The sequence below is a fragment of the Streptomyces sp. TSRI0281 genome, from assembly GCF_001905125.1.
Classification (GTDB): Bacteria; Actinomycetota; Actinomycetes; order Streptomycetales; family Streptomycetaceae; genus Streptomyces.
Genome location: NZ_LWLE01000019.1, coordinates 1 through 18,825 on the forward strand (window position 1 = coordinate 1; position 18,825 = coordinate 18,825).

The window sequence follows — 18,825 nt, forward strand, 5'->3', positions numbered from 1 at the left end:
GAGGTGGGTCAGTTTTGATCCGCTGTCAGAGGGTCACGATTCACCCGTCGCCGACAGGCACGGCTTCGTGGGTGCCGAGGACGTGGTTGCGGGCGAATCGGAGACAGCGACGCGGGCGCGGGTGCACGAGTCCCTGAGCGCCGTGCGGGAGGCGTTCGGGCTGCCGCAGGAGCCTGCCCTGAGGGACGTGACCGTAGGCATCCGCCCGATCCCGACCGGCAACGGCATACTCTGCGCACCGCTGGCGAATGCTCCGGGAGTCGTCGCACTTGCCGCGCACCCCGGTGTGACGCTCGCGGCCTCGCTGGCCCAGCGAGCGGCGGAACACGTCGGCGACCCCGATCCCCGATGGCGAAGGGATGATGTGGGAGCCGAGGAATGAGGCGTGGGAGACGAAGCTCGCCGCGCTCCGCAGCTTCCACCGCCACCACGGGTACCTCGCACCACGGAAGGACGCGGTACGGGGCGAAGCCGAGGACGAACTGGTCGCCATCGGGCAGCTCATGGCGAACCTGCACCTCCACAGTCCCACGTAACTCAGGTGCGGGAAAGCACCGAGATTGAGGTTGGGAGCTGAACGGCCCGGCCCGCGACTGACCTGGTCTGCGGACGGGCAACGACAAGGGAACGCAACACGGCGTGACTCGTGGCCGCCGCAGAGTGGGCGGCAGCAACCTCGGCGACTCCTCCACCGCCCAGCAGGTGGCCTCCGGCTTCGGCGCCTCGAACCCGAACAATGGCGCGCAGTCCAACGGCTCCGGCTTCACCGCCCTCGGGGAGTCCAACTCCCACGAGTCGCTGGTCTGGAACCCTCTCCCGTAGCGACCGTCCCCCCAGCAACACCGGCACACAAGTTGAGCCCGTCCTCCGCACCAGAGGGCGGGCTCACCCACGTTCGCGTGGGCGTCGGACACTGTCCGAGTAGCTGCGCCACGTACGCGTGGTCCGTGGACGCTCCTGGGTACGCGGCAGTTCAGACGGCCCGGGTGGCGAGCGCGGCTTGCGGCCGGTCAAGGGGTTCGCTACCACACCCGCACCGCAGCGGCCCGGACCCAGGGCGAACCCTCAGGCGTCATCGCCATGGTCACCGCGGCAAGGCCATTGATGCCCTGATACGCCAGCGGTTCCGCCGCTTCTACCTGCTTCGTGACGCCGGTGGAGTGGCTGACCGGCATGAAGACGCAGGTCGCGTCCATCAACCCGACGGGACCAGCGCCAGCGCCTCGTTCAGGTGATGCTCGGCGATCCCCCGCATGAACTCCCGGTCGGGGAAGTCCCCGTCGAGCAGGCGCAGCGGGCCGGCTGTCAGCGACAGATGCTGGGTGAGTTTGTAGAGTGCGAGGCGGTCCTCGTCGAGGCCATCCACCGCCAGCTGCTGGTACTGGCTGTCGGAATGGCGGAGGCGTAGGAACACGTGCTCCCATTCGACATCGAAGTACAGCAGGTTCTCGATGTCGATCACGACGGGATGGCCGTCCCGGTCGACCCTGACGTGGTCCAGGCCCAGCTCGCCGTGGACGACGGAGTACTCGGCGCGCGGCCGCACCGCCGCGGTCAGCTGACGCAGCCGCTCCTCCAACTGATCGCGGGCGTCGGCGATCCTGTGGTCGCGCGCGGTCGCCTCGGCGAGGCAGCGCAGCGCGAAGGCGAGCGCCGCCTGCTCGCACGAGGCCGAGCGTGACGTGCCGCCCGCGTCGATCAGGGCCACCTTGCCGAAGGACTGTGCCCGGTGACCGCGCATCGTCGCCAGGCTCTCAGCGAGGCGCATCATGGTCGGCTCCGCGGCGCGCGGGTCGCGGTTGCGCAGGCCCATCAGGTCCTCCCCGGGCACGTCCTCGACGATCGCGAGTTCGGCCGGGTAGTGGGTACGGTCACGGTCGGCCAGATGGATCTCAAGGACCCGAAGGCCCAGCGCCTCCAGGCGCGCGTGCGCGGCCTCGAACAGGTCGAGCCCGGTACCGGGCGAGAACGGATCAGCGAGGTCGCCGTCGTGCTCGGTGGTCGGCCAGTAGTTCTCTGAGTCCTCCCACAGGTAGGCGATCGCCGTCCTGGCGTCGTCCATCGTCAGCCGGTACACACCCTTCGTGGTGCCGCCCGCAAGTCGCTCGACCGCCTCCAGCCGTCGCCCGCCGCCCAGCGCTGCCCGCGCCGCACCCGCCAACTGATCCCGCGTCACTCTCTTCGGCGCCACGCCGCAGCCCGCCTTCCTCATCGATGACTGGGGCACCTTACGCGAGCCCTCGTTCAATGCCGAACGAATTTCACCGCAGGTGTCATGCGCGATATAGGACCAGGCGCCAGGCAACGTGCCACCCCATGCGCTGACGTCATAAACGCTGCTCCCTGTCACGTACAGAGCCAGAGATGGCTGTACGTGAGATCAAGTTGCTCATGCCTGCCTTGGTTGCTCCGCCGGTGCCCGTCGGTTGTCTCGCCGCGTCTGCTCAACCGTCCTTGCCGAGGTCGGAAAGGCCGCCGGACACGGCTACGCAGATCCGCCCCCGGTCGACTCGTGTACGTGCTGCGGCATCGACTGGGCCGTGGGTAGATCCGGCCGGCGGTTCATACGGCTCTCCGTTCACGCTGCTCCTCGCGGTGAGCGAGCCGCCGCAGCTCCACCCGGGCGGCCGGGATCCGGTCGGGATTCGGTCGGGCGGGGTGAACCCGAACGGATACCACTGGATCCGGGAGGACAGGTCCGGGAGGCGACGGCGCAGGCCTGTCGGCGATCCGTAGGCGATGTGTCGGTGGCCGCTGAAACCATGGGTGCCACTTGCCCAACGGGGCAGTCCCAACCCCCTTCACCAGCACAGGAGCCCCCTCGCCATGTCGCCCACGCCCTCCACTCCGCCCTGGGACGTCCGACGGCTGCCTCGTGCCGATGACAGCGTCTTCCTGGTCACCGGCGGTAACGCCGGCATCGGGTACTTCGTCGCGGAGCAGTTGTCGGCAACCGGAGCCACCGTCGTACTCGGCAGCCGGAACCCCGACAAGGCCGAGGCCGCCATGGCTTCGATCCGTGCGCGTGTCCCCGGCGCACGGGTGCGGGCCGTCCGGCTCGACCTCGCCGACCTCTCATCGCTCGAAACAGCGGTGGAATCGCTGGAGGTGGAATGTCTCGACGCTGTGGTCCACAACGCCGGCGTCGCGCTCGACGTCCCGCCACGCAGGGAGACCGGGGACGGTCACGAACTCATGTTCGGCACGAATCACCTGGGGCACTTCGTCCTGACCCAGTGGCTCATGCCGCTGCTGTCGGCTGCGCCGGCGGCCCGCATGGTGACCATGGGCAGCTTCGCGGCGAAGTCCGAGCGGCTCGACCTGGACGACCTGCAGTCCCACAAGGACTACCGGCCCAAGCGCGCCTACGGACGCTCCAAGTTGGCGCAGATGTACTTCGGCGTCGAACTGGAACGTCGACTGCGCGCCGTCGGCAGCACGGTGGCGAGCGTGGTGGTCCATCCCGGCGGCGCGCTGGATTCCCTCACCCCGTCACGACCGCCGGTGCATGTGCGCAATACCGGCGCGCGTCTGAGCGCGGCACCTGCGGCCCTCCTCCTCCAGGGCAAGCACGCCGGCGCCTGGCCCGCCGTCCGAGCGGTGCTCGACCCGGCCGTGCGGGGAGGCCAGTTGTGGGGCCCACGCGTCTTCGGTCTGCGCGGCGAGCCCCGACGCGAACCGCTGTGGACCCACCTCGCCGACACCTCCGTCGCGGCGCGGTTGTGGGACGCAAGCTGTGATCTGACCGGCCTCGACCTCGGTGTCGCCCCCGGATAGTCGCAGCCACGCGCGTTGACCAACAGGCATGGCTGCGACCATCCCCCACTACAGCGCTCCGTCGCAGAACAAATGACTCGCCTGCCGGTCGGTGCCGCCCTGATCGCATGACTGAAGTGCAGTAGCGGCGGGTGTACGGCTGGGTCGGCGATGCGGCACAGCCCGCGTCGGAAGCACTGGATGAGGTGCTCAGCGGTGGCGATGTTGGGGAGCCGGCCTCGGCGGAGCGGGAACCAGATGCCTTCGACGGGCTGTCCTCCAGAAGTTGCCCATGTCATGTGCGCATGACCAAACCACCCCATTCGCTGCCATCCACTCCACACCGGTGTCCACATTGGGCGCCAATGGATAAATTAGGAGCGATTTGCCGAGATACAAATATCTATGAATTCGAAACGTGAATGAGTCAATTCAGGAAGTGACGTGAGTCACTTGACACGTTCATCGAACAGGTCTTTACTTCCCACGGCAGTTGAAATGAAGCCGGGAATTCTTCCCGGTCTCGACTTCTTCTGTCGCCGAATAAGTAGCTCGTTCACCACTAAAATGGAGGTGCTCATGAAGCTCGTTCGCATCATCAATAAGTTCCGCCCGGAAAAGAGCCTCAAGGCGTACGCCTGGTACGGCTGGATTTAATCAGGTAGTTTCCCTGCCGGGCTCGCGCCGGTCAGGAATTCTGGTCGGCGCGAGCTACCTACCCACGGAGTTCACCCATGCCTATGCACCGCGTTGGCGGGAGCGGTCGTGTCATCGAGTTTGCACCGAGAATCGACGAGCTGCTCACTCGTTATCGCGATGCATCGCTGTTCCGTCTGGAGCCCGACACGATCGGTATATCCGGCGCCGATCTGATGGACGGCTTGCTACGAAGCAGGCCGGCCAATGCGGAGGAAAGGCCTACCTTCAAACCCGTCCAGAGGCGGCTCGTCGGACGTGCCGATGCGGCCACCTTTATGCAAGCGGTGGGCTCGGACGTGCGAAACGCGTTGCAACGTCCCCTCGATGACACGGTCGACCTGACCGGCCGGTGGCCGCATGTGGCCCATGTGTACCTGCGGGATCTCGTATTCGGAAACGAACGTCTGCGATTCCGGGTTCTGGTCGACCGCCGACTGGAGTTGACACCGAAACTGACCTGGTCGGCCGTCGCCTCCGGTGCCGCTTTGCTGGGCAGGCCCGGGCAGGACGTGCCGCTGTCAAAGCTTGCCGCTCTCGTTCTCGATTCCAAGAGCTACAGTGACCGGCGCTATGCCATGTACCTGTACCGGCGGGTGGCCGCACCGGTGTGCTTCACCGTATCCGCGCTTGTCACCAACGCCCTGTGGCTGGGGGCTCCTTTCAGCGACGACGTGTCGAATCGGAACATCATCCTTGAGGCACTCCGGCTGCTTCCCCCTTCGTGGAACATCTTGCGAATGGCTTCGCCGGAGTTCTCGGACGTGGACGCACGGATCGGCCCGAAAGACGATGTCCTGCTGCTTCCTCTGCTGAGCCATCGCAACCCCAAGCTCTGGGACGAGCCCGACGCGTTTCTCCCCGACCGCTGGGACGAGCTGGACGGGGAAACACACCCCGGCTATCTCCCCTTCGGTCACGCAAGCGAACGATGCTGGGGTCGGCATATGGTCCTGCCCCTGGCCGAACGGCTCCTGGACATTGTGCGCCGGGACGGTCTCGTGGTGAGTCCGGACCAGACCAGGGGGAAGGTCGAACTCGACGGATTGCTCGAAGTGTCCGAAGTGCGGATGACTCGACCGTGACGGTCCTGGAACCTGGCGGCATATCCGCAGTGTGTCCGCCCAGGTAATCGCACGCAGATACTCACGTTGACCTCGTGGAGTCGTACGGGCTGACGACTGGACCCACCAGGTCCCGGCTCGCCGTGCGGTAGGGGCTTTGACCCCCAGATCTCGGTCGCTTGAGACGTGGACCTTGAGGGTCTGAGAACGGACAGGCTGTGGTCACGAAGTCCTGCCCGCCGGAGTTCACGGCGGACGCGGCCACGCTGTACGGGTCGCGGCCAGGAGCGACCACCAGGTCGGCCGCCACCGACCTGGGAGCAACCCGGAAGGCTGCGGATCGGGAGCCGGCACCCTACTGGGTACGCCGTCGCCCTGGCGCGTACGGCTATCCGCCCGCTCCAGCCACGGTGGCGAGTTCATCGAGCAGCGCGGCGATGGCGGCGTCGGTCAGCCGAAAGCCGTCGGCGGTCTCGACGATGTGGCCCGAGGCGATACGGGACTTCCACCACTCTTCGAGGAAGCCGGGGGCGTATCCGCCCGTGCGGAAGCCGTACGGCTCGGACACGAGGTCGAAGGCGATCATGAGCTCGTAGTCCGGCAGGGCGTAGGAACGCTCGTGCTCCGGAGGCGCGCTGACGTACCGCTCGAAGGAGTCGACCTGGTTGAAGCTGGTGAACAGCCAGAACAGGTAGTCGTACATCAGCATCGAGCGCGTGTCGGCGTGCAGGGCGAAGAACCCCTTGTCGCGCACGACGGTCTCCGCGAGCGCCCGCATGTGCCGGTCGGCGTCGGGCAGAACGTCCGCGACCTCGCGGAAGGCACGCAACAGGGCAGGGGAGAAGCCGCCGTCGCGCACCGTGGCCAGGGCGGCGAGCCGGTCCTGCTCCGAGGTGTCATAGACGGACCCGTCGACCAGGCCAGTGACGAACGCCTCGAAGTTCTCCGCGACCGAGGTGATCGCGAAGTCGCCCTCCTGGTCGACGTGCACCACCGTCGGCTCGCCGTGCCTGCCGCACGCGCGGTAGTCGAGGGCGAGCATGTCGTGGCCGGCCGAGGGGGTGTCGGCGAAGTAGACACCGATGTCGGGGTACTCCCACATGTCGATCCAGAACAGGCTGCCGTACTCGCCGCCGAGCGATTGCGGTCGGGTCCGCCCGATGCCCCGGATACCGGTGATCTCGATGTGGTCCTCGGCCCAGGACGTCGGCTCGGTCATGGGGAAGTGGACACGGGTCGGAATGCCGCCGTTGTGCGCGGTCATCAGCGCGATGTACGAGCCGGGCAGACGGTATCCGCCGAGCTCCTCCTCCAATGACGCGATCAACTCCCGAGAGGACGGGGCCTCCTCCACGTACTCCCCCAGCGCGTACGCCGAGTCATCCCAGAACCCCGCGACGTCGAAGCCCTCGAAGTACCCCACTGCGCCCTCCCGCACCTACTCGTCCGGCGATTCTATGTTCCGCTCCCAGACGCGACCGCGGCCGCCCCCGAGCTCACCGGTGCATCGGCATCGCTCCGATCACCGGACCGGAAAGGCTTCAGAGCCTGGGCCGGAGGAGCCCCCGTAGCCCATGTCGACGGCGACTCGCCGGATCAGTTATTCATGCTGTGAGGGTCTCGGGTCGTACGACGAGTGCGCCGCGTGCGAAGTGGGCTCGGCCAAGGGTGACGAGGTGAGGTGCGTTCACTGCTCGCCATCCGGCCCGATGCGCACCTCGTCCGGTCCCGTCCGGGCAGGGATCACCGCCCAGCAAGGGATCACGGAACATAATGCTGCCCATGAGCGACTCCGCAGACCCTGGTGACACCGGTGACACCGGTAAAGGCAAACCGTTGCACCGCCTGGTGCGCATGACGGGCCGTAACCCGGAGGAACACGGACGGACCTCCACCCCGTTGGAGCTCCTGTTCGACCTCACCTTCGTGGTCGCGGTCGGTACAGCGGCCGACCACTTCGCCGAGATGGTGGCCGAGGGGCACCCTGGGCAGGCGGTCACCGCGTTCGTCCTGGCAATGTTCGCGATCAGCGTCGCCTGGATCAGCTTCAGCTGGTTCGCCTCCGCCTTCGGCACCGACGACTGGCTCTATCGCATCCTGACGATGGTGCAGATGATCGGCGTCGTCGTGTTCTCGCTCGGCCTGCCCGCGATGTTCCACTCCGTCGATGAGGGCGGACACCTCGAACTGCGGGTCATGGTGATCGGATACGTCGTGATGCGCATCGCCATGCTGCTCCAATGGTGGCGCGCCGCCCGCGACTCCCCCGCCTTCCACGACGTCGGCATGGCCAACATCCGCTGGACCGCCATCGTCCAACTCGGCTGGATCGCGGTCGCTTTCACCCATCTCCCACTGGCCGCCGTGTTCACCGCCTTCGTCATCCTCGGAGCGCTGGAACTGGCACTGCCGCTGCTCACCCAGGGCAGCGCGGACGGCACCCCCTGGCACCCCCACCACGTCGCGGAGCGCTACGGCCTGTTCGCGATCATCGTCCTCGGTGAGGGCGTCGTCGGCACCGTCGCCTCCTCGGGCGGCCTTCTGGGGGGCGCGGACGGAATGCACTGGAGCGGGAACGGGATCGCCGTCGTCGTCGCCGGTGTCGGACTGACCTTCGGCATGTGGTGGGTGTATTTCGCCACCCCCTTCGGTGACGTTCTCGTGCACCGCCGCGGCCGCGGATACCTCTTCGGCTACGGGCACATCCCCCTGTTCATCGGAATCGCCGGCGCCGGTGCCGGACTGCACGTGGCGGGGCTCCAACTGGAGCACCACTCCGAGCTCAGTGATGTCGCCGTGGTCCTGTCCCTGGCCATCCCGGTCGGCCTCTACCTGTTGATGGTCTATCTGCTGCACACCCTTCTGCTGTCCGCGGCAGACCGATTCCATCTGCTCCTGATCTCTCTCACTCTTGTTCTGCTGCTGACGGCCGTCCTGCTGTCCGCAGTCGGCATCGCGATCGCGGTGTGCCTGCTCATCGTCATGCTCGCGCCCTTCGTCACCGTCATCGGCTACGAAACGATCGGCCACCGTCACCAGCAGCGGATGCTGGAGGCACTCGGCACGCACACGCTGAGCCGTTGAGCCGTTGAGCCGTTGAGCCGTTGAGCCGTCGGAAGTCCCTACCCCAGCGACCGTCCGACGCCCGGTTGGGCCTTGATCACCGACAGTAGACTTCCGCGAAAGCCATGCGAAGGCGTCTTGGCGTCGGCGGCCGGCCCCAAGCTCTCGGGAGGCTGGTCAGCCGCCTGTCCCGGGGATCAATGGCTCGGGCACAATCAGCAGCCATGCCTACCTCTCCCGATCCCGCGATCCTGTACCCCGACGTCGTCGGCTTCGGCAGCCTGGCCGCAGCCCTCAGGGCAGCGGCGGAGGGCTGCCTCGCCGACGTCCCTGTCACTGCCTCGGTCTCTGATCCCCTCCGCCACGCGACCGTCGCAAGCACCTTGCCGCACCGCGAGCCACTGGAGATCAGCGCTTGGTCGCACGAACGTCGGTGGTCGATCCGGGGCACCGAGCCGTTCCAGAGCATGCCTCTCATCGACGGCAGGACGGACGTCCTGGCGGACATCGCCAGGGCCACCCGGGCGTGGCACGACGGGCTGTTCCTGGACGACATTCGCCGGGCGGCTCCCTTCGTCCACCTGACCGGCCGGTTCGAGGTGCCCGACAACGATCCCGCGCGCTTGACCGAGTCCGAGTGGCAGGGCCTGCGCCAGGAGGCGGCCGAGCTGGAGTACGTCTGGCAGGAGACGCACCAGTCCCTGGTCGAAGCGGCCCACGCCGAGCCGGCGTTGCGCGCCCTCTACCCGTTCACCAGCCACTGGGCACTGCGCTTCTCCACCTCCACCCGCCCGGATCTGACCGTCGTCGGACCACGCCTGGGCGCGAACGCCGACGGCACGTACGGGGTGGGCAGCGTCATGATCGGCCAGGACATCGGCCAATTCGCCACAGCGCAGGAGGCCGTGGCCGTGGCAGTGCGCCTGCTGCCGTCCGGTCTCGGTCCCACCACGCTCGGCGGATGATCCCACCCCGCAACGGCCCGGCCGACCATGGAGGCGGGCGGATCGTCGCCGAACTGAAGTGGTGCGTCACGTAGATGATCGCCAAGCGGCCTCGGGCTCCCCAGCGTAATCGGTGTGTCCTACGGTACTGAGGGACAGTATGATCGGCCGCGTGAAGCTCCTGGAGATTCAGCACGTGGACGCCGATGTCGACTTCTACGGCCTCAGCCTCCAGGACGCCGATGATGGCTGGCTGTCGACAACGCTCCCCGAGGGTTTCGCCCAGGGGCGGTTTCTTTCGGAACAGCCGGGGCGTATCGACTTCACGAGCGCCGGGCACACGCAGACCGTGTCCTTCGACGCCGAGATCTGGAGCGGTCCCGCTCAAGTGCCCTTCGGTGAGTGGGACGAGTCCGCGACCGCCCGCATCGAGTGCCGCTCCGGTGAACTACGGCTGTGGGCTGTGGCGGGCGGGCCTGCCCCTCGAAGCATCGTTCTGCCGCACGCGTCGGCGACATGGAACGTGCGCGTCCGTTGCCGGGGCCGTGCGGCCGCGGCAAGGGCATGTCGTGTCGGTGTCCCTCATGGGCTGGAGCAGTACCTGGCGCAGTTCTGGCCTGTGTGATTCCGGTGTGGGCCGCCTGCTGCGGACCATACCCGCAGCACTGGTCAGCCGGTGATCTTGATCATGTATCCGTCGTCGGGTCCGCCGAGCAGGCGGTGCTTGGTACGGCACTGCCCGAGCGGGTTGCCGGCGTTCCCCTTCTCACCGAGCCCTGCTTGCATCCGTCGGCCGATGCGCCCTTGGCGGGCGACTCCCCGGAGTGGACCGCGGGCTGACGCCGGGACCGATGCGGTCCGACGACCGGAGGCACCGTTCGGACGCGTACCTGCGCCGGGACCAGGCCGTTCGCAAGGCGCCGCAGACCTGCGAGCGGCGTCCGCAGTAGCGCGTGCACCGAAGCACGGTGCGCTTCGCATATCTCGTACGCACGTGTGAGTGATGACAATGGTGACTATTGGCGCCCACCGTCGTTGTGACAACTTCTCTCTCGCCAGGAAAGAACTGAGCGAGGGGAACGTGCGTGAATCCGGAGTACGCCGCGTACTGCCAGGCGGACCGCCACTTCTACGACGCACCGCACCGCTCGGTCTCCCGGCCGGAAGAGGACCGCACGTTCTATGTACCGGTCCGCGGCGACGCTCCCGAGGGGTGGAGCCGCTCACGGCGCGGGGACTGGCTCTCCTACGCCCCCTCGGACATCCGGCTGCCCTCACAGGGCTGGAAGATCCATGTGTCCGCCGCCCTGGACAACGCCGAATCGGTGCTGCGCAGGGTCGTCGAGCACTGCCTGGCGCAGCGGCTGCCTTTCAAGTGCGTACCGACACCGAGGCTGTTGCACCTGCGCAACGCCAAGTACGCCGACCGGGCGGGCAGCGGCAAGTTCATCACCGTGTATCCGCCCACGCCGGAACGGTTTCCGGAGGTGTGCGCCGCGCTGACGGAACTCCTGGCCGGGGAGCACGGCCCCTACATCCTCAGTGATCTGCGGTGCGGAGACGGACCCGTGCACACGCGGTACGGGGCGTTCGCCGCCCGCTTCTGCCCCGGACCCGACGGGCGGCCGGTACCCGCCGTCGCGGACCCGCAGGGCCGTCTCGTCCCCGACGAGCGGGGGCCGTCCTTCCGCGTCCCCGGCTGGGTGACACCGCCCGACTTCCTGCACCCCTACCTCGAAGCACGGGCTTCGGTCGGGCTCACGGGGCTGCCGTACACCGTGGAGAAGGCCCTTCATTTCTCCAACGGCGGCGGCGTCTACCTCGGCCGGGACACCCGCAGCGGTGAGCAGGTCGTTCTCAAGGAGGCCCGCCCGTACGCCGGGCTGGCGGCCGACGGAGCCGACGCCGTCACCCGGCTCGTACGCGAACGGACCGCGCTGGAACAACTGGCGGGCCTGGACTGCGTACCGGCTGTCCGGGACGTGTTCGAGGTCGGCGACCACCACTTCCTGGTGCTCCAGTACGTTCCCGGCTCCCCGCTCAACACGGTCTTCGCCCATCGCTTCCCGCTGTCCCGGCAGAATCCCACGAGCGAACAGCTCGCCGAGCACGTGGCGTGGGCGGAACGGGTGTACGACCAGGTGGAGCGTGCCGTCGAGGCGGTGCACGCACGTGGCATCGTCATCAGCGACCTGCACATGAGCAACGTCATGGTCGACGAGGAGACGTCCCGCATCGTGCTCCTGGACTTCGAGGCCGCGTCCCGGACCGAGGAGCGGGCCCGCCAGATCGTCGCCAACCCGGCCTTCGTCGCCCCCACCGACCGGCGCGGCACCGATATCGACCGCTACGCGCTGGCATGCCTGCGGCTCGCACTCCACCTGCCGCTCACCACACTCTTCGCCCTCGACCGCACCAAGGCCGTCGGCCTCGCCCGGAACGCGGCCCGCGTCTTCCCCGTCGACGAGCAACTGCTGCGCCCTGCGGTGGACGAGATCCTGCGCACCACGGGCGATCCGGCGGGGCCCGCGGGCCCGGCGGAACCGGACCGGCGCCCGCCCGCGCCCGGGGACTGGCCGCGCAGCCGCGACTCGATGGCCCGCGCCATCGCGGCCTCCTGCACACCGGAGCGCGAGGACCGGTGCTTCCCCGGCGACATCGCACAGTTCGCCACGGCGGCGGGCGGCCAGTCGTTCGGCTACGGGGCCGCCGGAGTGCTCTACGCGCTGCACGAGACGGGCGCCCGGCAGTGCGAGCCCGCCGTCGACTGGCTGCTGCGCCGGGTCAAGGACCCGGCCTCCGGCACCCCGCTCGGTTTCTACGACGGACTCACCGGCATCGCCTGGACCCTGAACCGGATCGGCCGCCCCGCGGAAGCCTCCGACCTGATCCGGGTCGTTCTCGAACAGCCCCTGGAGGGACTGCCGGCCGGCCTGCACAGTGGTTACGCCGGTATCGCGCTCGCCCTCGACGACATGGCCCGTACCGCCGCCGTCGACGGCCCGGCCCTCAGCGCGGCGGCGGACCGCTGTACCGCTCTCGCCGTCCGCGCGCTCGTGGAGGATCCCCCGTCACCCCGGACCGGCCTCATGCACGGCGCTACCGGCGTCGCCCTGCTGCTCATCCATCGGTACGGGAAGACCGGCGACACCGCCCTGATCGACCTGGCCGCCGCCGCGCTGCGTCGTGATCTCGAACGGTGCCGGGCGGGCGACGGCGGACTGCTCGTCGTGGAGGGGAAACGGCTGATGCCGTACCTCGCCTCGGGCAGCATCGGCATCGCAGCCGTCATCGACGCCTACCTCGCCCGACGCCCCGACGCCGCCCTGGAGGCCGCCGGCCGCGCCCTGCTCCCGACCGCGCTGTCCGCCTTCTACATCCAGCCCGGACTCCTGCGCGGATCGGCCGGACTGCTCGCCCACCTGGCGGCCACACCGCTCCTGGAAGCTCCGGACCGTGCGCGGGCGATCCGCCTCCACACCGACCTGCTGGAAAGCCACGCCATGTCGTACGAAGGTGAACTCGCCTTTCCCGGCGAGCAGTTGATGCGCCTGTCGATGGACCTGGCCACCGGGACAGCCGGGTGCCTGCTCGCCCTGGGCGGCGCACTCGGGCAACCGGCCACGCTTCCCTTCCTGCCGCTCGCGCGGCACACCCTGCCGCGTTAGCGGCCCCAAGGACCGGCCCCATCAGGGGTCGTCGCAGTACACGCCGACACAACAGTCCCTGAGAAAGGACATCATCATGGCACTTCTCGACCTTCAGGCGATGGAGACCCCGGCCGACGAGGCCTTCGGCGAGCTCGCCACGGGCAGCCAGGTCTCGCTCCTGATCTGCGAGCACAGCTCGCTCAGCCTGACCCTCTGCACCCCGTAATGCCGGGCCGTCCGGTCCGCCGGTGATCCCACCGGCGGCCCGGACGGCTGCGGGTGTCCGGCGGTCCGGGCCCCAAGACGCGGAGCCCGCGCCACCGGAACCTGCGACAGACCGGGCCCGATGCCGCCGAGCCCTCAGGGCTGTCGTCGTACCGCCCGAAGCCGGAAAGGGACCCACGTGCGGCCGAACCCACCCGCCGGGGCGGCTCTCGCCCCCGTACCCGACCGGCCCCGAAAAGCTCCCCGGGAACGTGCCGGCCATTCGCCGCCGCCCTCCGGAGCCCGCCCCCTCGAACTCGCCCGGCTGCGCCCGGCCGCCCTCGTGTGCCTGCTGCTGTGCTCCACCGGCGGGACGCTCGCCGCCCTCGCCCTCCCCGCCGCGCTCGGCCACACCGTGGACCGGCTCATCGTCGGCGGCCCCGTGCCCTGGTCCGGACTGCTGCTGTGCGCGGCGCTGACCCTCGCCGAGACCGCGTGCGATGCGGGTGCGGCGGTGGTCGGGACGAGCACCACGGCCCGGCTGACCGCGGCGCTGCGCACCCGGACCGTGGCCCGCGTGCTGGCCGCCGAACCCCGCCGGACGCTCGATGTGCCCACGGGGGACCTCACGGCCCGGATCACCACCCAGGCCGCCGACGCCGCAGCCGCGCCCACTACCGCGGCCGGGTCCGTCGCGGGAGCCCTGCTCCCGGTCGGCGCGGTCGTCGGACTCCTGCTCATCGACCCGTGGACGGCGGCCGCCCTGCTTCTCGGCGCCCCCCTGCTCATCGCGCTGCTGCGCACCTTCACCCGCCGCACCGCCGACGCGAACGCCGACTATCAGCGGGCGCAGGCGCTCATCGCCGACCGTCTCACCGAGGCGCTCGACGGCGCCGAAACCATCCGCGCGGCCCTCACCGGGGCACGGGAGTACCGGCGCGTCCTCGAACCACTCGGGGCGCTCGCGGAGCACGGACGCCGCACCTGGGCCGTGTACGGAAAGGCGTCCGGCCAGAGCGCCCTGCTGCTGCCCCTGCTCATGCTGCTGGTGCTGGCGGTCGGTGGGCTGCGGCTCGACGCGGGCGCGATCGGCGTCGGCGACCTGGTCGCCGCCGCCCGCTACGCCGGCCTGGTGGTCGGCATCGGCTCGCTGACGGGTGCGCTCAGCTCGCTCGCGCGCAGCCGGGCGGCCGCCGACCGCCTCGATCCCCTCCTGGCCCTGCCGCCCGTGCCGCACCGCTCACTGGGGCCGGTGGACGGCGCCCCGGGAAAGCTGGAACTGCGCGACGTGGGCGTCGGACGCGAGGGACGGCCGCTGTTGAGCGGAGTCGGCCTCGTCGTCCCCGGCGGCTCCTCCCTGGCCGTCGTCGGCCGCTCGGGCTCGGGCAAGTCGGTGCTCGCCGCGGTGGCGGGACGGCTGATGGACCCGGACACCGGCACCGTACTGCTGGACGGCGTCCCCCTGGACGGCATGGAGCCGGACCGCCTGCGCCGTGAGGTCACCTATGCCTTCGCCCGGCCCGCCCTGCCCGGCCGCACCGTCGGGGAGACCGTCGCCTTCGGGGCCCGTACCGCCTCGCACGAGGAGGTACGCTCCGCCGCGCGCGAGGCCCGTGCCGACGACTTCGTGGCGCTGCTCCCACAGGGGTACGCCACCCCCCTCACGGACGCCCCGCTGTCCGGCGGGGAACGCCAACGCCTCGGCCTGGCCCGCGCCTTCGCGCATCCGGGCCGTCTCATGATCCTGGACGACGCACTGTCCAGCCTCGATACCGTGACCGAGCATCATGTGCAACGCGCGCTCGCCGGGCGAGCAGGCCGCAGCACCCGTGTCATCGTCGCCCACCGGCTCTCGTCGGCCGCGCGGGCGGACCGGGTCGCGTGGCTGGAGGACGGCCGGGTCCGGGCGACGGGCCCGCACCACGTGCTCTGGGCCGATCCGGACTACCGGGCCTTGTTCCGTACTGATCCTCCCGACGCCTCCGGGCTGCCGGGACCGGAGGAACCGTCGTCCCACAACGCCGCCCGGCCCGCCCCTGCGGACAGGACGGCGGACCGATGACGGCGTCCCGGCCGGCAACTGCCGCGCGGCGGGCGGGCCACGGGGCCCTGACCAGGGTGGCGGGCGACGCGCGCCCCTTCCTGAGGGACCGCACCGGCGTCCTTCTCAGGCTGTCCGGCTGGTCCCTGCTGGAGTTCGTCCAGACCTTCCTCGGCGGGTTCGGTGTCGCCAAGGCGCTCGACCAGGGATTCCTGGCCGGACACCCCGCGACAGGACTGCTCTGGCTGGGCGTCGCGGGCGCGGCCACGCTGCCGGCCCAGTTCGCCACCCGCCAGGTGTTCGGACGCCTCGCGGATCTGGTGGAGCCGCTGCGCGACGGACTCGTACGGCGCGCGGTGTCCCGGGCGCTGTCCGGCGCGCTCGCGCAGCCCCTCGGCGTCACCACCCGTTCGCTCTCCCAGGTCACCCACCAGAGCGAGATCGCCCGGGACGGCTGGGCGGGACTCGTCCTGACCCTGCGGTCCTTCGTGTTCACGGCGGCGGGGGCCGTGCTCGGCCTGCTGGCGCTGGAGCCCGGACTCCTGCTCCTCGTACTGCCCCCGTTGCTGCTCGGTGGCGCCCTGTTCGCCGCGACCCTGCGGCCGATGGCCGCCCGCCAGCGCGACTACCTCGCCGCGGACGAGGCGTACGCCGCGCACACGGGGGAACTGTCCGCCGCGCTGCGCGACATCGCCGCTGCGGGAGGGGGCGAGCGGATGGTGGCGGAGTCCCGGTCACTGGCCGCGTCGCAGGCCCGCGCGGCCCGTTCACTGGCCCGCTGGTCCGCGGTCCGGGTGCTGGCGCTCGCCCTGTGCGGCCGCTTCCCGCCGCTCCTGCTGCTGCTCGGCTCCCCCTGGCTGCTGCGCGACGGGCTCACGCCCGGCGCGCTGGTCGGCGCGCTGACCTATCTCACCCAGGCCCTGGCACCGGCGGTCCAGGCGCTCATGACGATGCTGGCCACCGTGGGCGGCCGGCTCGTCGTGGTGCTGGACCGATTCACGGACGCGCCCCCGCCGCCGGAACCGGACCATGAGGCCGCCCGCCCGGCACAGGTGAACTCCGAGGCTCAGTGCCCCCAGCCCGCAGACCACACCCGCCCGGACACTCCGGGCCGCGCCGGCCCGGACCGGAGGGCGCGCCCGCGTTCCCCGGTCGCCGAGCTGCGCGAGGTCACCTTCGCCTACGGGCCCGCCGCCCAACCGGTCCTGGACCGGCTCTCGTTGCGTATCGGCCGGGGAGAGCACCTGGCGGTGATCGGGCCGAGCGGCAGCGGCAAGTCGACGCTCGCCGCCGTACTCGCCGGTGTGGAGTCCCCCACCCGCGGCGAGGTCCGGTGGCACGGCCGCCCGGTGCACCGGGACGACGCCTCCTCCGTACGGGTCCTGCTGCCCCAGCGGGCATACGTGTTCACCGGATCGCTGCGGGAGAACCTGTGCTACCTCCGCCCCGACGCCCGCGAGTGCGAGATCGCGGCCATGATCGACGCGCTGGGCCTGGATCCGCTGCTCTCCCGGCTCGGTTCCCTGGACGCGGCGGTAGCACCCGCCCTGCTGTCCCAGGGTGAACGCCAGCTGATCGCCCTGGGCCGGGCCTATCTGACCCACGTCCCCCTCCTCATCCTGGACGAAGCCACCAGTCGGCTCGACCCGTCCGCCGAGACCCGGGCCGAACTCGCTTTCGCCGCCCGGCCCGGCGCGCTCGTGGTCGTCGCCCACCGTCTCAGCTCCGCCCGCCGGGCCGGTCGGATCCTGGTGATGGACGGCGCCCGCACCCAGTGCGGGACCCCCACCGACCTGCTGCGCGATTCGGCGCTGTACCGGGACCTCAACGGGCTATGGGCGCCGGAACAACCGGAGAGACCGTGACATGCGAGGGGCTCAGATCCAGCCGGCCGATTTCGCGAGCCTGATGGCATCCTGCCGATTGCGCGCCCCCGACTTCCGGATGGCGGCCGCCAGGTAATTGCGTACCGTCCCCGCTGTCAGATTCAGCCGGGCCGCTATGCCGGCCACGCTTTCGCCGCTCTCGGCCAGCGCGAGCACGCTCACCTCGCGCGGCGATAACGGCATGTCGGCCACCTGCAACAGCCCGAATGCCAGCGACTCGTCGATATGACGCCCTCCGTCCGCGAGTTTGTGCATCACCTCGGCCAGATCGTCCACCGGGCGGAACTTGTCGATGTAGCCCCGGGCGCCCGCCTCGTAGGCCCGCCGCAGCCCGCGCGGACGGTCACCGCGGGTCAGCACCGCCAAAGGACAGGGCCGGCCGTCCGCCCCGGTCAGTGGCTCCACCTCCTGGAGCACATCCATGGCGTCCGGACAGTCGAGATCGGTCAGGAATACGTCCGGGCATCTCCCGGTCAGCGCCGCGCGTATCGCTCCCCGCTCAGCGGTCCGTACGTCGATTCCCTCAGCCGCACGGAGCAGGGAGGCCAGCGAAGCACGCCACAGCGGCACTGCGTGAACCAGCAGAACGTCTGTCATCAAGCTGCCCTCAGCATTTCTCTCCCGACATGCGCATCGCAGAGTGCGATAGCACAGGTGCACCGGGTGACGAGTCTCCAGTGGAACGCATAGGCATTCCCGTACGCCGAGGAATTGGCGGAATACCGCGTCGACCCGGACGCGGAAGGGGGCGTGCGGTAGTACAGCGGGAGCGCACATGGTCAAGGCGCCGTGAGCCGAACACCTCCGAAAGCGCCCGCGCACGCCTCTCTCCGGTCCGCACTCCCCCGGCCGGTTCACGCGCCCCCCGGCATGTTCACGAACTCCCGGCCACCTTGCCCTCCCGATTCCCTGCACGCGCACGAGGACGTGCCGGATTGATCTATCCGAACACCAACTCTCCGTATATTCTGCCTACTTCACGTAACCAGCCGGGGGGACGGTTCGGGCATGACGTTCGATCAGGAGTGGGCCGGCCTCGTGTCCGAGGCGAAGGAACGGCAATCGGTCGGGATGCGGCTCAATACCGGGGAGACTCCTCCCGGCACCCCTGGGGCCGGTTCGTCCTACGACCTGGTGGTCACCCAGGACGACCTGGGCGCGGTCGGCAACCAGGCCTTCCTGCTCCACGCCGAGCTGCGAAAGAAGGCCGACATCGCCGGCGTGGGCAGTGACGCCGGCGGAGCCGGCTCGACCGCGCAGGCGGCGAAGGAGCTGTCGGCGCACAACATGACCATGGGGGACGAGTTGTACACGACGCTCTCGGTCTGGGACTCGCAGGTCAAGACCGTCCTGCAGATGTGCGCCCATATCTCCAACCACCTGAACTACTCCAAGAAGTCCCACGCGAAGGACGACGAGCTGATCGAGGCGTCCATGCGTGGCCGTGACGGCTCTCCGATGCCGGTGTCCGAGCTTTCCAAGTACGTGTCGTAGGACGATCGGGCTGAAGGGGGCGCAGCA

At 69.6% G+C, this 18,825-nt stretch carries 17 protein-coding genes and 1 pseudogene; 14 read left to right on the top strand and 4 right to left on the bottom strand.

From position 1 onward, the window contains the following. The 3 genes from A6A29_RS46110 to A6A29_RS44920 all read left to right on the top strand — a co-directional run. Positions 1 to 382, top strand: a 382-nt coding sequence (locus tag A6A29_RS46110) for a hypothetical protein (protein WP_206745373.1), incomplete at its 5' end; no start/stop codon positions are given. Continuing rightward, entirely contained in the window at positions 360 to 536 is a 177-nt protein-coding gene (locus A6A29_RS45395; RefSeq protein ID WP_158074458.1) for a hypothetical protein, read from the top strand. The genes A6A29_RS46110 and A6A29_RS45395, both read left to right, overlap by 23 nt. Positions 537 to 639: 103 nt before the next feature. Then, positions 640 to 822: a hypothetical protein gene (locus A6A29_RS44920; protein ID WP_143197060.1), complete on the top strand. Its 183-nt coding sequence runs from the start codon at positions 640 to 642 to the stop codon at positions 820 to 822. A gap of 200 nt (positions 823 to 1,022) precedes the next feature. Here the strand turns inward: A6A29_RS44920 and A6A29_RS45400 are convergent, their stop codons facing one another. Further along, the gene (locus tag A6A29_RS45400; RefSeq protein WP_158074459.1) at positions 1,023 to 1,196 is read right to left on the bottom strand and encodes a hypothetical protein; all 174 of its coding nucleotides are present in this window, start codon (positions 1,194 to 1,196) and stop codon (positions 1,023 to 1,025) included. Then, the gene (locus A6A29_RS23850; protein ID WP_073722654.1) at positions 1,196 to 2,176 is read right to left on the bottom strand and encodes a phosphotransferase; all 981 of its coding nucleotides are present in this window, start codon (positions 2,174 to 2,176) and stop codon (positions 1,196 to 1,198) included. The genes A6A29_RS45400 and A6A29_RS23850 overlap by 1 nt, the downstream gene beginning before the upstream one ends. A gap of 650 nt (positions 2,177 to 2,826) precedes the next feature. Here A6A29_RS23850 and A6A29_RS23855 point away from each other — a divergent pair. The 3 genes from A6A29_RS23855 to A6A29_RS23860 all read left to right on the top strand — a co-directional run bounded on the left by A6A29_RS23855 (position 2,827) and on the right by A6A29_RS23860 (position 5,537). Beyond that, positions 2,827 to 3,777, top strand: coding sequence for an SDR family NAD(P)-dependent oxidoreductase (locus A6A29_RS23855; protein WP_073722655.1), 951 nt, complete (start codon positions 2,827 to 2,829; stop codon positions 3,775 to 3,777). 558 nt (positions 3,778 to 4,335) lie between these two features. Further along, the gene (locus A6A29_RS48185) at positions 4,336 to 4,413 is read left to right on the top strand and encodes a tryptorubin family RiPP precursor (protein WP_365196473.1); all 78 of its coding nucleotides are present in this window, start codon (positions 4,336 to 4,338) and stop codon (positions 4,411 to 4,413) included. A 77-nt stretch (positions 4,414 to 4,490) separates the two neighbouring features. Beyond that, a complete protein-coding gene (locus A6A29_RS23860; protein WP_073722656.1) occupies positions 4,491 to 5,537 on the top strand; it encodes a cytochrome P450 in 1,047 nt (348 codons plus the stop codon). A gap of 367 nt (positions 5,538 to 5,904) precedes the next feature. Here A6A29_RS23860 and A6A29_RS23865 read toward each other — a convergent pair whose 3' ends face one another. Continuing rightward, entirely contained in the window at positions 5,905 to 6,954 is a 1,050-nt protein-coding gene (locus A6A29_RS23865; protein ID WP_073722657.1) for an SMI1/KNR4 family protein, read from the bottom strand. 344 nt (positions 6,955 to 7,298) lie between these two features. Between A6A29_RS23865 and A6A29_RS23870 the strand changes: the two genes are divergently transcribed. The 7 genes and pseudogenes from A6A29_RS23870 to A6A29_RS23900 all read left to right on the top strand — a co-directional run bounded on the left by A6A29_RS23870 (position 7,299) and on the right by A6A29_RS23900 (position 17,283). Then, entirely contained in the window at positions 7,299 to 8,600 is a 1,302-nt protein-coding gene (locus A6A29_RS23870) for a low temperature requirement protein A (protein ID WP_073722752.1), read from the top strand. Positions 8,601 to 8,803: 203 nt separating this feature from the next. Beyond that, positions 8,804 to 9,544 (top strand): DUF6193 family natural product biosynthesis protein, encoded by a 741-nt coding sequence (locus tag A6A29_RS23875; protein ID WP_073722658.1) that lies wholly within the window; start codon positions 8,804 to 8,806, stop codon positions 9,542 to 9,544. A 151-nt stretch (positions 9,545 to 9,695) separates the two neighbouring features. Next, a complete protein-coding gene (locus A6A29_RS23880; RefSeq protein ID WP_143197062.1) occupies positions 9,696 to 10,148 on the top strand; it encodes a hypothetical protein in 453 nt (150 codons plus the stop codon). A 460-nt stretch (positions 10,149 to 10,608) separates the two neighbouring features. After that, a pseudogene (gene lanKC / locus A6A29_RS23885) lies at positions 10,609 to 13,222 on the top strand (class III lanthionine synthetase LanKC); the annotation flags it as partial. 45 nt (positions 13,223 to 13,267) lie between these two features. Then, the gene (locus A6A29_RS44250) at positions 13,268 to 13,399 is read left to right on the top strand and encodes a SapB/AmfS family lanthipeptide (protein WP_073722753.1); all 132 of its coding nucleotides are present in this window, start codon (positions 13,268 to 13,270) and stop codon (positions 13,397 to 13,399) included. A 303-nt stretch (positions 13,400 to 13,702) separates the two neighbouring features. Beyond that, positions 13,703 to 15,439, top strand: coding sequence for an ABC transporter ATP-binding protein (locus A6A29_RS23895; RefSeq protein WP_241838635.1), 1,737 nt, complete (start codon positions 13,703 to 13,705; stop codon positions 15,437 to 15,439). After that, on the top strand, positions 15,436 to 17,283 hold the full coding sequence (locus A6A29_RS23900; RefSeq protein WP_073722660.1) for an ATP-binding cassette domain-containing protein: 1,848 nt from the start codon (positions 15,436 to 15,438) through the stop codon (positions 17,281 to 17,283). Before A6A29_RS23895 ends, A6A29_RS23900 begins: the two co-directional genes overlap by 4 nt. Before the next feature lie 12 nt (positions 17,284 to 17,295). Here the strand turns inward: A6A29_RS23900 and A6A29_RS23905 are convergent, their stop codons facing one another. After that, the gene (locus A6A29_RS23905; RefSeq protein WP_073722661.1) at positions 17,296 to 17,901 is read right to left on the bottom strand and encodes a response regulator transcription factor; all 606 of its coding nucleotides are present in this window, start codon (positions 17,899 to 17,901) and stop codon (positions 17,296 to 17,298) included. Positions 17,902 to 18,312: 411 nt separating this feature from the next. Here A6A29_RS23905 and A6A29_RS23910 point away from each other — a divergent pair, with 411 nt between their 5' ends. Next, positions 18,313 to 18,798, top strand: a complete 486-nt coding sequence (locus A6A29_RS23910) for a hypothetical protein (protein WP_073722662.1) — start codon at positions 18,313 to 18,315, stop codon at positions 18,796 to 18,798. Positions 18,799 to 18,825: the final 27 nt, after the last annotated feature.